General features: G+C 57.0%; 16 protein-coding genes. 1 reads left to right on the forward strand and 15 read right to left on the reverse strand.

Features of this window, described 5'->3' with window-relative positions; genetic code table 11:
• Positions 1 to 19 precede the first annotated feature (19 nt).
• The 12 genes from rlmN to trmJ all read right to left on the reverse strand — a co-directional run bounded on the left by rlmN (position 20) and on the right by trmJ (position 9026).
• Complete coding sequence (gene rlmN, locus EE949_RS16790; RefSeq protein WP_122665563.1) at positions 20 to 1168, reverse strand: 23S rRNA (adenine(2503)-C(2))-methyltransferase RlmN; 1149 nt, start codon at positions 1166 to 1168, stop codon at positions 20 to 22.
• A gap of 30 nt (positions 1169 to 1198) precedes the next feature.
• Complete coding sequence (ndk, locus tag EE949_RS16795) at positions 1199 to 1624, reverse strand: nucleoside-diphosphate kinase (protein WP_002552482.1); 426 nt, start codon at positions 1622 to 1624, stop codon at positions 1199 to 1201.
• Between the two features lie 95 nt (positions 1625 to 1719).
• Positions 1720 to 1920 carry a Fe-S cluster assembly protein IscX gene (gene iscX / locus EE949_RS16800; protein WP_122665301.1) on the reverse strand — a complete coding sequence of 67 codons (201 nt, stop codon included), beginning with the start codon at positions 1918 to 1920 and terminating at the stop codon, positions 1720 to 1722.
• Positions 1921 to 1934: 14 nt separating this feature from the next.
• Positions 1935 to 2276, reverse strand: a complete 342-nt coding sequence (fdx, locus tag EE949_RS16805) for an ISC system 2Fe-2S type ferredoxin (RefSeq protein ID WP_122665302.1) — start codon at positions 2274 to 2276, stop codon at positions 1935 to 1937.
• Positions 2277 to 2279: 3 nt separating this feature from the next.
• On the reverse strand, positions 2280 to 4142 hold the full coding sequence (gene hscA / locus EE949_RS16810) for a Fe-S protein assembly chaperone HscA (protein ID WP_122665303.1): 1863 nt from the start codon (positions 4140 to 4142) through the stop codon (positions 2280 to 2282).
• A gap of 45 nt (positions 4143 to 4187) precedes the next feature.
• Positions 4188 to 4706: a co-chaperone HscB gene (hscB, locus tag EE949_RS16815; protein WP_122665304.1), complete on the reverse strand. Its 519-nt coding sequence runs from the start codon at positions 4704 to 4706 to the stop codon at positions 4188 to 4190.
• Positions 4707 to 4714: 8 nt separating this feature from the next.
• Positions 4715 to 5038, reverse strand: coding sequence for an iron-sulfur cluster assembly protein IscA (gene iscA / locus EE949_RS16820; protein WP_122665305.1), 324 nt, complete (start codon positions 5036 to 5038; stop codon positions 4715 to 4717).
• A 59-nt stretch (positions 5039 to 5097) separates the two neighbouring features.
• Positions 5098 to 5484, reverse strand: a complete 387-nt coding sequence (iscU, locus tag EE949_RS16825; RefSeq protein ID WP_002552476.1) for a Fe-S cluster assembly scaffold IscU — start codon at positions 5482 to 5484, stop codon at positions 5098 to 5100.
• Positions 5485 to 5567: 83 nt separating this feature from the next.
• Positions 5568 to 6782 carry an IscS subfamily cysteine desulfurase gene (locus EE949_RS16830; protein WP_122665306.1) on the reverse strand — a complete coding sequence of 405 codons (1215 nt, stop codon included), beginning with the start codon at positions 6780 to 6782 and terminating at the stop codon, positions 5568 to 5570.
• A 44-nt stretch (positions 6783 to 6826) separates the two neighbouring features.
• The gene (gene iscR, locus EE949_RS16835; protein ID WP_122665307.1) at positions 6827 to 7318 is read right to left on the reverse strand and encodes a Fe-S cluster assembly transcriptional regulator IscR; all 492 of its coding nucleotides are present in this window, start codon (positions 7316 to 7318) and stop codon (positions 6827 to 6829) included.
• Between the two features lie 158 nt (positions 7319 to 7476).
• Positions 7477 to 8253, reverse strand: coding sequence for a serine O-acetyltransferase (gene cysE, locus EE949_RS16840; protein WP_122665308.1), 777 nt, complete (start codon positions 8251 to 8253; stop codon positions 7477 to 7479).
• Entirely contained in the window at positions 8253 to 9026 is a 774-nt protein-coding gene (gene trmJ, locus EE949_RS16845; RefSeq protein WP_122665309.1) for a tRNA (cytosine(32)/uridine(32)-2'-O)-methyltransferase TrmJ, read from the reverse strand. Before trmJ ends, cysE begins: the two co-directional genes overlap by 1 nt.
• 415 nt (positions 9027 to 9441) lie before the next feature.
• On the opposite strand from trmJ, the gene suhB reads away from it, so the two are divergent.
• Positions 9442 to 10257: a type III secretion system regulator SuhB gene (suhB, locus tag EE949_RS16850; RefSeq protein ID WP_122665310.1), complete on the forward strand. Its 816-nt coding sequence runs from the start codon at positions 9442 to 9444 to the stop codon at positions 10255 to 10257.
• A gap of 117 nt (positions 10258 to 10374) precedes the next feature.
• Here the strand turns inward: suhB and EE949_RS16855 are convergent, their stop codons facing one another.
• From EE949_RS16855 to secD, 3 genes are all read right to left on the reverse strand, one after another.
• The gene (locus tag EE949_RS16855; protein ID WP_027899883.1) at positions 10375 to 10917 is read right to left on the reverse strand and encodes a glycine zipper 2TM domain-containing protein; all 543 of its coding nucleotides are present in this window, start codon (positions 10915 to 10917) and stop codon (positions 10375 to 10377) included.
• 166 nt (positions 10918 to 11083) lie between these two features.
• The gene (gene secF / locus EE949_RS16860; protein ID WP_122665311.1) at positions 11084 to 11995 is read right to left on the reverse strand and encodes a protein translocase subunit SecF; all 912 of its coding nucleotides are present in this window, start codon (positions 11993 to 11995) and stop codon (positions 11084 to 11086) included.
• Positions 11996 to 12004: 9 nt separating this feature from the next.
• Entirely contained in the window at positions 12005 to 13873 is a 1869-nt protein-coding gene (gene secD / locus EE949_RS16865; RefSeq protein ID WP_122665312.1) for a protein translocase subunit SecD, read from the reverse strand.
• Between the last annotated feature and the right edge of the window lie 45 nt (positions 13874 to 13918).

Genomic DNA, 13918 nt, shown 5'->3' on the forward strand with positions numbered 1-13918 from the left:
CTCTCGGCCAGGTTCGCGATCAGGTTCGAGTCGCAGCGCTTTGAGCCACACTCGCCTCGCTACTCAATTCACGTACAGCGATATAACGCTCACTGCGGCGTGTACGGTCCATGACCTGCCCGACCAACTGACCACAGGCGGCATCGATATCCTCACCGCGGGTGGTGCGTACGGTGACGTTGTATCCAGCCTGGTGCAGCTGATCCTGGAAGCGACGAATTGCATTGTTGCTCGGACGCTCGTAACCAGAGTGCGGAAACGGGTTGAACGGGATCAGATTGATCTTGCAAGGCGTGTCCTTGAGCAACTCGATCATCTCAACGGCGTGCTCGACCTTGTCGTTGACATCCTTGAGCATGGTGTACTCAATGGTCAGAACGCGCTTCTCACCCAGCGTCGCCATGTAGCGACGGCAGGATTCGAGCAGCATCTTCAAGGGGTATTTCTTGTTGATCGGTACCAACTGGTTGCGCAGCGCGTCGTTGGGCGCGTGCAGCGACAAGGCCAGCGAAACGTCGATGTGCTCGGCAAGCACGTCGATCATCGGCACCACGCCGGAGGTAGACAAGGTCACCCGGCGCTTGGAAATGCCATACCCCAGGTCATCCATCATCAGATGCATGGCGGCAATGACATTATCGAAATTCAGCAGCGGCTCACCCATGCCCATCATCACCACGTTGGTGATGGCACGGTCGACGGTAGCCGGGACGCTGCCAAAGGATTTGTTGGCAATCCACACCTGACCGATCACTTCGGCGGCGGTAAGGTTGCTGTTGAAGCCTTGCTTGCCGGTAGAGCAGAAGCTGCAATCCAGCGCACAGCCCGCCTGGGACGAAACACACAAGGTGCCGCGTTTGCCCTGGGGGATATAAACGGTTTCGACGCAGCTGCCGGACGCCACACGTACCACCCATTTACGGGTGCCATCGGTGGAGATGTCCTCGCTGACGACTTCAGGACCGCGAACCTCAGCACAGGCCTTGAGCTTTTCGCGCAGGGCCTTGCTGACATTCGTCATGGCGTCGAAATCGTCGACGCCAAAGTGGTGAATCCACTTCATGACCTGACCGGCACGGAAGCGCTTCTCCCCGATTGAATCGAAGAATTTTTCCATTTCCGGCTGGGTAAGACCCAACAGGTTTGTTTTGCCAGTCGTTGCAATCATGAATTCACCCTTCACTCGTTAGTCCAGGACTTAGCGAGCGGTTACCTCTGTAGCTGCGAAGAAGTAAGAAATCTCGCGAGCAGCGGCCGCTTCGGAATCGGAGCCGTGAACAGCGTTGGCATCGATGGAATCAGCGAAGTCAGCACGGATGGTGCCAGCAGCAGCTTCTTTAGGGTTGGTAGCGCCCATCAGCTCACGGTTAAGAGCGATAGCGTTTTCGCCTTCCAGAACCTGAACAACAACAGGACCGGAGATCATGAAAGCAACCAGGTCGCCGAAGAAGCCACGAGCGCTGTGCTCAGCGTAGAAACCTTCAGCTTCAGCCTTGGACAGCTGCTTCAGTTTCGAAGCAACGACGCGCAGACCGGCTTTTTCAAAACGAGTGGTGATCTCGCCGATTACGTTTTTAGCAACGGCGTCAGGCTTGATGATGGAGAAAGTACGTTGAACAGCCATGGTGTAACTCCAGAAACGATGATTAAAGCGAAAAATTAAACCCGCGAATTATACGCGGGTTCTGGGGGATTTCCTAACTGCATAAGTAACAGAGCTTAGTCTGCTTCTTCGATCCACAAGCCCTGAATGGCTTCAAGGACCTTTTCCCCGCCGCGGTCCGGGATATCGTCGAACTCGGGCAGATTCATAACCAGATTGCGCAGCTTGACGAAATTCACCGACAGCGGATCGACATCCGGGTGTAATTCGGCAAGCTGGATCGCTATTTCCTGCACATCAACCCATTTAAGGCTCATGAGACTTCCTTGAATCAGTGCGGCGCTTCAGCCGCATGGTTAAGCGAATACTTCGGAATTTCAACGGTGAGGTCTTCATTTCCGACGACTGCCTGACAGGACAGACGGGACTGAGCTTCCAGCCCCCAAGCCTTGTCCAGCATGTCTTCTTCCAGCTCGTCTGCTTCATTCAGAGAGCCAAAACCCTCGCGAATGACACAATGACAGGTAGTGCAGGCACAGACACCGCCACAGGCGCTTTCAATCTCGATGTGATGCTCATGGGCAATTTCGAGGATGGAAGTGCCAGGCTCAACCTCCAGAACCAGCCCTTCCGGGCACAACACGGCATGGGGCAGAAAAATCAGCTGCGGCATCAGTTATTCCTCAATGTCATTCAGGTTGCGCCCCGCCAGAGCGGCTTTTACCGTCATATTCATGCGGCGGGCTGCAAATGCATCGGTCACCTGCGAGAGACGCTTGGTCTGCTGCTCGATGGCAGGGCCATCGGTGCCTTGCATCAATTCACGTAATTCCTGCAACTGCAGGTCGATCACCATGCGCTCTTCGGTATCCAGCAAGCGCTCACCATCAACTTCAAGCGCAGCTTCGACTGCCTCGACGAGGCGCTGGGCATCGACCTGCTGCTCGCGCAATACGCGGGCAACCTTGTCATCGCTGGCGTTGGCGAAAGAATCCGTGAGCATCCGGGCAATTTCGCCATCGGTCAGCCCATAGGACGGCTTGACCTGGATGCTCGACTCAACGCCTGAGCCCAGCTCGCGGGCAGAGACACTCAGCAGGCCATCAGCATCCACCTGGAACGTCACGCGGATTTTTGCAGCACCCGCCACCATGGCCGGAATGCCGCGCAACTCAAAACGAGCCAGCGAGCGACAGTCACTGATTAACTCACGCTCGCCTTGCAGCACGTGAATCATCATTGCGGACTGGCCGTCTTTGTAAGTGGTGAACTCCTGAGCACGCGCAACCGGGATCGTGGTGTTACGCGGAATCACCTTCTCCATCAGGCCGCCCATGGTTTCCAGTCCCAACGAGAGTGGAATCACATCAAGCAGGAGCAACTCACCACCATCTCGCTTGTTGCCAGCCAGGGTATCAGCCTGGATCGCCGCACCAATGGCGACCACTTGATCCGGGTCGATATCCGTCAATGGCTGACGACCAAACAACTCAGCTACAGCGCCACGCACACGCGGGACGCGCGTCGAGCCGCCGACCATGACCACCGCTTCCACTTCATCCAGCTCGATACCGGCGTCACGCACGGCACGACGGCAAGACTTGAGGCTGCGCGCAACCATTGGCTCGATCAGGGTTTCGAAAGCTTGTCGCGTCAGCGTGCCATTCCAGTCGCCGTACTCGACGTCGACGGAAGCCTCGCTGGTCAGTGCTTCTTTAGCCGTGCAAGCCGCCTGTAACAAGCTTCGCTGAGCAGAAGGGTCGATATCGGCAGACAAACCTGCCTCACTGACAATCCAGCCCGCAATTGCATGATCGAAGTCATCACCGCCCAGCGCAGTGTCACCGCCAGTTGCCAGGACTTCGAACACGCCGCCAGTGAGACGCAGAATAGAGATGTCGAACGTACCGCCGCCCAAGTCATAAATCGCAACAACGCCCTGGGCGCTCTGATCCAGACCATAAGCCACGGCCGCAGCGGTCGGCTCATTGAGCAGACGCAGCACGTTAAGACCCGCCAATTTGGCGGCGTCTTTGGTGGCCTGACGCTGAGCGTCGTCGAAATAAGCCGGAACAGTGATGACCGCCCCGACCAGATCACCACCCAACGCCTGCTCAGCACGCTGACGCAGAACCTTCAGGATATCGGCAGAGACTTCCACCGGGCTTTTCGGCCCCTGAACAGTCTCGATGAACGGCATGTGCGACTCGCCGCCTACAAAGCGGTAAGGCAACTGCTCGCCCAATTGCTTGACGTCGGACAGACCACGACCCATCAAGCGCTTGACCGACAGCACGGTGTTGAATGGATCTGTCGAGGCGGCGGCTTTTGCAGCCTGCCCCACCTCGACGCGATCGGCATGGTAGCGCACAGCAGAGGGCAGAATGACTTGCCCATCTGCATCAGCCAGCGGTTCGGAAAGGCCACTGCGCAACGCAGCGACCAGCGAATTGGTTGTGCCCAGGTCAATACCAACTGCCAGACGGCGCTGGTGAGGTTGAGGACTTTGACCGGGTTCGGCGATCTGCAGTAGAGCCATGCTTTATCAGAATTTCACAGGCGTGCGGCCAGAAGCAGCACGGAGTTAATCGTCGAGGCGCTCTTCAAGCTGGCGCACTTCGTAAGAGAGCTTGTCGAGGAACTGCATGCGCCGCATCAGGCGCTCGGCCTGGTCGCGTTGCGCAGCATCATCCCAACAGGCCGCAAAGCTTTCGTTCAGTTCTTCCTGAGCAGTCTTGAGGCGACGCTTGAAAACCGCGACACCCGCCAGATCAGCCTCGTCCTGCAGATCCTCAAGCTCTTCGCGCCATTGCATCTGCTGCAGAAGAAACTCAGGATCGTGAACAGTGACTTCAAGAGGCACTTCGCCGCGCATCGCTAACAGATAGCGCGCCCGTTTCGGAGCATTCTTGAGCGTCTGATAGGCGTCGTTAAGACTGGCGGAGCGCTCAAGCGCCAACCGCTGCTCACGCTCAGAGGCGTCAGCAAAACGGTCGGGATGAACCTCACGAGCAAGCTCACGGTAGCGAGTCGCCAACTGATCGAGGTCGAGGCGAAAGCTCGGCTGAAGCTCGAATAGAGCGAAATGACAAGGAGTACCCACAATAAGCCTCAGACGTTGAAGCTTTCGCCGCAGCCACATTCACCGCGCGAGTTGGGGTTGTTGAACTTGAAGCCTTCGTTCAACCCTTCCTTGACGAAATCGAGCTCGGTGCCATCGAGATAGACCAGGCTTTTCGGGTCAATGATCACCTTGACGCCGTGCAATTCAAACACGGAATCTTCGCTTTGCGCCTCATCGACGAACTCAAGCACATAGGCGAGACCTGAACAGCCTGTGGTGCGAACACCCAGACGAACGCCATCACCTTTGCCGCGCCCATCAAGGGAGCGTCGTACGTGTTTAGCGGCAGCTTCTGTCATGCTGATAGCCATCGGAACTCCTTACCTCACACCAGTTACTTAACACCAGCCTCTTGAAAAAGACGCTGCTATTACAGCAGGCCTTTCTTCTGCTTGTAGTCACGAACGGCCGCCTTGATGGCGTCCTCAGCGAGTACGGAGCAGTGAATTTTCACCGGTGGCAGCGCCAGCTCTTCAGCCAACTGAGTGTTTTTGATGGTCTCTGCTTCATCCAGAGTCTTGCCTTTCATCCACTCGGTCGCCAGAGAGCTGGAAGCGATAGCCGAACCGCAGCCATAAGTCTTGAACTTGGCGTCTTCAATGACGCCCTGCTCGTTGACCTTGATCTGCAGACGCATGACGTCGCCGCAAGCAGGAGCGCCGACCATGCCGGTGCCAACATCTGGGTCTTCCGCGTTCATCTTGCCGACATTGCGCGGGTTTTCGTAGTGGTCAATGACCTTTTCGCTGTAAGCCATGATGCTATTCCTCTATCAGGGAGCCGCTCTGCAAGCCATGCAACTACAGGTTAAACATGGCCTGTCGGTAAGGCGGCTTTAAATTAGTGCGCCGCCCACTCGATCTTGGAAATGTCGACGCCGTCTTTGTACATGTCCCATAGCGGCGAAAGTGCACGCAGCTTGGTGACCGCTTCGCAAACCTTCTGCGCGGCGTAATCGATTTCTTCTTCGGTACTGAAACGACCGAAGGTGAAGCGTATCGAGCTGTGTGCCAGTTCGTCGTTACGACCAAGGGCGCGCAGCACATAAGACGGCTCAAGCGACGCGGAGGTGCAAGCGGAACCTGACGATACAGCCAGGTCCTTGAGCGCCATGATCAGCGACTCGCCTTCGACGTAGTTGAAGCTCAGGTTCAGGTTGTGCGGCACACGAGCAGTCAGGCTGCCGTTGACGTACAGCTCTTCCAGATGCTCAACCTGCTTGTAGAAACGATCGCTCAGGGCTTTGACACGCACGTTTTCTGCGGCCATTTCTTCCTTGGCGATACGAAATGCTTCACCCATGCCGACGATCTGGTGCGTTGCCAGGGTACCGGAACGCATGCCACGCTCGTGACCGCCGCCGTGCATGGCCGCTTCGATGCGAACACGCGGCTTGCGGCTGACGTACAGTGCGCCGATACCTTTAGGACCGTAAGTCTTGTGTGCAGAAAACGACATCAGGTCAACCTTGAGGTTGGCCAGATCAATCTCGACCTTACCGGTGGACTGGGCAGCATCGACATGGAACAACACGCCGCGGGAGCGGGTCAGTTCGCCGATTGCAGCGATGTCGTTCACGGTGCCGATTTCGTTGTTCACGTGCATGACCGAAACCAGGATAGTGTCGTCTCGCAGCGCGGCTTCTACCAATGCCGGAGTAATCAGGCCGTCTTCACCAGGCTCGATGTAGGTAACTTCAAAACCTTCACGCTCAAGCTGACGCGTGGTGTCGAGCACCGCTTTATGCTCGATCTTGTTGGTGATGATGTGCTTGCCTTTGCTGGCGTAGAAGTGCGCGACACCCTTGATTGCCAGGTTGTCGGACTCGGTTGCACCCGAGGTCCAGACGATTTCACGCGGATCGGCGTTAACCAGATCGGCTACCTGACGGCGAGCGTTCTCGACCGACTCTTCAGCTTTCCAGCCGAAGACGTGGGAGCGCGATGCCGGGTTACCGAAGTTTCCGTCAGCGGTCAGGCACTCAATCATTTTCTGAGCGACACGCGGATCGACCGGGGTCGTCGCGGAGTAATCAAGGTAAATCGGCAACTTCATTGAATCTCTCCTATCAGGCAGGCGCACCGCTGATTCATCTACGCTCATTCAACGGCGGACGTTTCAATCTTATCCAGGTACTGGGTCTTGGCGCTGGTGCGACGCAGATCCTGGCGCTGGGCAACTTCTTGTACCTCACGGCGAGTGACAAGGTCGGCCAGACTGATACCGCTTAGAAATTCGTGAATCTGCTCACTGAGGTCACACCACAAATGGTGAGTCAGGCAGGTATCACCGGCATGGCAATCACCCAACCCCTGACAACGCGTTGCATCGACAGACTCGTTGACCGCATCGACAACCTGAGCAACCTTGATGCCGTGCATGTCACGGGACAACTGGTAACCGCCGCCGGGACCACGAACACTGGAAACCAGATTGCCACGGCGCAGCTTGGCAAACAGCTGCTCAAGGTAAGACAGGGAAATACCCTGGCGCTCGGAAATATCGGCCAGAGACACTGGCCCGTTCTGCGCATGTAACGCCAGGTCAAGCATGGCAGTTACCGCGTATCGGCCTTTAGTTGTCAGTCGCATGGCGTGTACCGCAGAGGTTCGGAATAGAGGCGAGTATGCTATTCCCGAGTATTTAAGTCAACTATAAGACCTAGCAAAACAGTCGGGATTAAGCACAAAAGAGCGGCCGCATCATAGCAAACACTGGGGCGCATGACACGCCCCAGATTCAAGGCCGGTCAGCCGACTTTGCTTTCACTCTTGTCCTTTACGCAATCAAAGACCTCATCGCGCAACTCGGGCAGCTCTTTGGCGCAGTAGTCGCTGCCCAGACCCTTGAGGGCTTCGCACATTCCCTCCAGACGCCCGTCCACAGCCTGCAGGTGATCCAGCAATTGACCGATCGCGCGGGCAACCGGGTCTGGCATGTCTTCACTGACCCCATAGGCATCGAAACCCAGCTTCTCGGCGATTGCCTTGCGCTTGGCCTCCACATCATCACTGGACTTGATAATGATCCGCCCCGGAATCCCGACTGCGGTAGCACCTGCGGGCACAGCCTTGGTCACCACCGCATTGGAGCCGATCTTGGCACCGGCACCCACCGTAAACGGCCCAAGCACCTTGGCACCCGCGCCGACCACAACACCATCCTCAAGGGTCGGATGGCGCTTGCCGGCATTCCAGCTGGTACCACCGAGCGTCACACCCTGATAAAGCGTCACGTCATTGCCGATTTCAGCCGTCTCGCCAATCACAATGCCCATACCGTGATCGATGAAGAAGCGCCGCCCCACCTTGGCGCCCGGATGAATTTCGATCCCGGTCATCCAGCGACCAAAATTGGAAACCACACGCGCAGGCCACTTCCAGCCGTTGCGCCACAGGATGTGTGCCAGCCGGTGCAACCAGATGGCATGCATGCCGGGGTAGCAAGTCAGTACCTCGAAGGAGTTGCGCGCAGCAGGATCACGATGAAACACACTTTGAATATCTTCTCGCAGACGCTCGAACATCATTGTTCCTTCCGCTTATAAGGTTCGCCACGCGCAGCCTTCTGGGTTTCGGTAAGGATGCCGCGCAAAATACTGATCTCGGAACGATTCACCTCGCTACGCCCATACAGACGACGCAGCCGAGCCATCAAATGGCGAGGTTTTTCCGGATCAAGAAAGCCGATAGCCACCAGCGTTGACTCCAGATGACCATAGAAGCCTTCCATCTCATCCATGGTTGCCAGGTCAGCACTGCGCACCGAGGTCACTTCAACTTTCTCTACCTTGGTGGGCTGCCCCTGAGCGGCCAGCCACGACATGCGAACCTCGTAACTGAGCACTTGCACCGCCGCTGCGAGATTCAGCGAACTGAACTCGGGATCGGATGGGATATGTACGTGGTAATGACATCGCTGCAGCTCCTCGTTGGTGAGGCCGGCGTATTCACGACCAAACACCAACGCGACCTCTGCCCCCTGCCCGGCCTGCTCGGCAGCCATCACACCGGACTCACGCGGATCAAGCAGCGGCCACGGGATGCGGCGGTCGCGAGCACTGGTACCCAACACCAGGTTGCACCCCACCAAGGCGTCTTCCAGGGTCGCAACCACTTGAGCCTTTTCCAGAATATCGCCAGCACCAGAAGCACGAGCATCAGCTTCATGGTGAGGGAAAAACTGCGGATCAACGAGCACCAGGCGCGAAAGCCCCATGTTTTTCATGGCACGAGCAGCCCCACCGATATTACCGGGGTGACTGGTACCGACCAGGACAACACGAATGTTTTGCAGCAATGGGAGCGCTCACAGATAAGTAGGAGGGGGTGAAATCTTACAGAACAGGCGGAGTGAACGCTATGAACGGTTGCGGCGGGCGACACTCAGCCAACCCGGACGCCTACGTGGGAGACTCTATACCGGCCTGCCAAACCGGATCCCGTGGGAGCGAATTCATTAGAGAAAAGGACGGGACATTCGCAGCCTTTGTGTAGCCAGAAATACCGCCTTCCCGAATGAATTCGGTCCCACAGTTCCATCATGAGCTTGAGATCACGACCAACCTGTGGGAGCAGTGCTTGCCCGCGACGAGCACACCGCGAATGTCAGATATACGCCCGTTCGTTCCAACATTACTCGCACCAGCGCTGGAAAAATTCCGACACAGCCAATACAATGTTCGGCTTTCTTTAACGACCTAGGTGAAACGTCCATGCAGCCCATGCTGAATATCGCGCTGCGCGCCGCCCGCAGCGCCAGCGAATTGATCTTCCGCTCCATCGAGCGCCTGGATACCATCAAGGTCGATGAAAAAGGCGCGAAGGATTACGTCAGCGAAATCGATCGCGCGGCCGAGCAACTGATCATCACCGCCCTGCGCAAGGCCTACCCGACTCACGGCATTCTTGGTGAAGAAACCGGCATGCACGAAGGCAGCGGTGAAGGCGCTGACTACCTGTGGATCATCGACCCACTGGACGGCACCACCAACTTTCTTCGCGGCATTCCGCACTTCGCGGTCAGCATTGCCTGCAAACACAAAGGTCGTCTGGCTCACGCAGTGGTTCTGGATCCTGTTCGTCAGGAAGAATTCACCGCCAGCGCAGGTAATGGCGCGCAGCTTAACGGTCGCCGCATGCGCGTCAGCCCGCGCACCAGCCTTGACGGCGCCCTGCTCGGCACCGGCTTCCCGTTCCGCGACAACCAGATGGACAACCTGGAAAACTACCTGGGCATGTTCCGTAGCCTGGTAGGCCAGACCGCAGGCATCCGTCGCGCAGGCGCTGCCAGCCTGGACCTGGCTTATGTAGCAGCAGGCCGTTTCGACGCGTTCTGGGAATCAGGCCTGTCCGAGTGGGACATGGCTGCAGGCGCACTGCTGATTCAAGAAGCAGGCGGCCTGGTCAGCGACTTCACAGGCGGTCACGACTTCCTGGAGAAAGGCCACATCGTTGCTGGTAACACCAAGTGCTTCAAAGCTGTTCTGACCTCCATCGCACCGCACTTGCCGGCCACGATGAAGCGTTAAGATTCAGCCCCATAAAAAACCGGCCAAGCGCCGGTTTTTTTGTGCCTGCCACTTTCCGCCACACAGAAAAGAAAAAGCACCCGAAGGTGCTTTTTCTGATCAACGCAGACTCAAGACTTATTGCTGGTTTTGACCCAGAATCAGCTGGCCTTCCTTGTTGACTGGAATCTGACCGCCCGGATCACGATCCATGCGTACCTGACCCACCTTGTCGTTAAGCTTGTACTTCACGTCATAACCCACGACCTTGTCGCTGATGTCATTGACCGTGTTGCAGCGAGTCTCGGTGGTGGTGTAAGTGTCGCGGTTCTGCATGCCTTCCTGAACCTTGTTACCGGCATAGCCGCCGCCAACAGCGCCCGCTACGGTAGCGATCTTCTTGCCATTGCCGCCGCCCACCTGGTTACCCAGCAAGCCACCCGCAACAGCACCGATCACACTGCCCACAATCTGGTGCTCATCCTTGACCGGAGCACGTTTGGTTACGGTGACATCTTTGCAAACTTCACGCGGCGTTTTTATTTGCTGTTTAACCGGCTCGACTGCCAGCACATCCGCATATTCCGGGCCGCTTTTAACGAGGCTGTAGGTGGCAACAGCACCGCCAGCCGTAACAACGGCAGCGCCCAGCACAGCACCAACAAGCAACGATTTGTTCACGTGAACCTCCTGACCATCTCAAACGTAGTTTTCCTACGCAGTACTTGGGATCGTCACCGTTTCAGCGCAAGCGTCGGCAATCCACGAACCCAAGCCTTGGAGCACAAAAAAGGGCATGAGTTCAAAACTCATGCCCTTTTTGTATCACTCTCGGGAAGCACAGCGATCAGGGAAGATCGTCAGCCTTCTCGGCGACTACAGGAGGAATCAGATCCTCTGTGGTCAAGTTCAGCCAGATCAGCACCACGTTCGCGATATAGATGGAAGAGTAAGTACCCGCCACTACACCGACGAACAGCGCGATGGAGAAACCTTCAAGGTTGTCACCACCAAACACCCACAAGGCCGCAATCGCCAGCAAGGTCGAAACCGACGTTGCAACGGTACGCAGCAGCGTTTGAGTCGTGGAGATGTTGATATTTTCGATCAACGATGCCTTGCGCAGCAAACGGAAGTTTTCCCGCACACGGTCAAATACCACAATGGTGTCGTTGAGCGAGTAGCCGATGATGGCGAGCACTGCCGCCAGCACCGTCAGGTCGAAGGTGATCTGGAAGAACGACAGGATACCCATCGTCACGACCACGTCGTGGATCAGGGAGATGATCGCACCGACCGCGAACTTCCACTGAAAGCGGAAGGCCAGGTAGATCAATACACCACCCAGAGCCAGAAGCATGCCCAGGCCACCCTGGTCGCGCAGCTCTTCACCTACCTGCGGCCCTACGAACTCGACGCGCTTGACGGTAGCCGGGTTGTCGCCGCCCGCTTTACGCAGAGCATCGGCAACCTGGGAACCCAACTGCGGATCTTCGCCCGGCATACGCACGAGCAGATCGGTAGTGGCGCCGAAGTTTTGCACCACAGCATCGTGATAACCCGAGCTGACCAGCTCCTCACGAACCTTGCCCAGATCGGCAGGACGCTCGTAAGTCAGCTCGATCAGCGTACCGCCGGTGAAGTCCAGGCCATAGTTGAGCCCCTTGTGGAACCAGCTGAACAACGCCAGAACGGTAAGGAGCATCGTGACGGCGAACGCAACATTGCGCACGCCCATGAAGTTAATGGTACGTAACATGGCAGCCCCTTAAATCCACAACTTCTTGAAGTCACGCCCGCCATAGATCAGGTTGACCATTGCGCGGGTCACCATGATGGCCGTGAACATCGAGGTAAAGATCCCGAGCGACATGGTCACCGCAAAACCCTTCACCGGGCCGGTGCCCATTGCGAAGAGAATGCCGCCGACCAGCAACGTCGTCAGGTTGGCGTCGAGGATCGCGGTATAGGCGCGGTCGAAACCTTCATGGATCGCTCGCTGAATGGTCATGCCGTTAGCGATTTCCTCACGTATCCGCGAGAAGATCAGCACGTTGGCGTCCACCGCCATACCCATCGTCAAGACGATACCGGCAATACCCGGCAGGGTCAGCGTCGCGCTCAGCAGCGACATCAACGCCAGCAGCATGACCATGTTCAGTGCCAGAGCAACTGTCGCGATCAAACCGAAGAAGCGATAGATAGCCATGATGAACAGCGAAACGAACAGCATGCCCCACAAGGAAGCGTCGATACCCTTGGTGATGTTGTCAGCACCCAGGCTCGGACCGATTGTGCGCTCTTCAGCGAAGTACATCGGAGCAGCCAGACCACCGGCACGCAGCAACAGCGCCAGCTCGGAAGACTCACCCTGACCATTCAGGCCGGTAATCCGGAACTGAGCGCCCAGTGGCGACTGGATGGTCGCCAGACTGATGATCTTCTTTTCTTCCTTGAAGGTCTGAACCGGCACGTCTTTCTCGACGCCGTCGACAGTCTGTTTGGTGTAGGTAGTGGTCGGTTTCTGCTCGATGAAGATCACCGCCATGCTACGACCCACGTTGCTGCGGGTCGCACGGCTCATCAACTCGCCACCGTGACCGTCCAGGGTGATATTCACCTGTGGACGGCCGTGCTCGTCAAAGCTCGCCTTGGCGTCAGTCACCTGATCACCGGTGATGATCAGACCACGCTCCACCGGTGCTGCCGGACGACCGCCTTCGCGGAACTCGAACATTTCGGTGGTGGCTTTGGAGTCATCCGGACCTGCGCCCAGACGGAACTCAAGGTTGGCTGTCTTGCCCAGAATACGCTTGGCTTCAGCGGTGTCCTGCACGCCCGGCAGCTCAACCACGATACGGTTGGCACCCTGACGCTGAACCAGAGGCTCGGCAACACCCAGCTCGTTGACCCGGTTCCGTACCGTGGTCAAGTTCTGCTTGATGGAGTAATCGCGGATCTCGTTGATCTTCGCCGGGGTCATTGCCAGACGCAGCACAGGAATGCCGTTCAGCTCAGCCGGAGTGATTTCGAAATCGGTGAAATTCTTGCGAACCAGAGCACGGGCTTCTTCACGGGCAGCATCATCGCTGAAACCCAATTGAATAGCGCCACCCAGTTGCGGCAGGCTGCGATAACGCACCTTTTCCTTGCGCAACAGGCTTTTGACTTCGCCTTCATAAACTTTCAGACGCGCATCCAGCGCCTTGTCCATGTCAACTTCCAGCAGGAAGTGCACACCACCGGACAAGTCCAGACCCATCTTCATCGGGGTTGCACCCAGATTGCGCAACCATGGCGGAGTAGTCGGGGCCAGGTTCAGTGCAACGACATAGTCATCGCCTAACGCCTTGCGCACAACATCCTTGGCTGGCAGCTGGTCTTCCTGCTTGCTCAGACGCAACAAACCGCCTTTGCCATTCTCGGCCAGCGAAGAGGCCTTGACCGCGATTCCGGAATCAACAAGCGCTTTGCTCGCCCGCTCCAGATCAGCCTGCCCCACCTGCAGCGCAGTGCTTGCGCCGCTGATCTGGATCGCTGGATCGTCAGGGTAGAGATTGGGTGCGGAATAAATAAAACCGATCACCAGCACCGCCAGGATCAGTACGTATTTCCACAGAGGGTATTTGTTCAGCATCACGCCGCCCGCTTATAACGCGGGGCGCCTTGCGCGCCCCGTCGA

Origin of the sequence: Pseudomonas viridiflava (genome assembly GCF_900602065.1) — a bacterium.
Lineage (GTDB): Bacteria > Pseudomonadota > Gammaproteobacteria > Pseudomonadales > Pseudomonadaceae > Aquipseudomonas.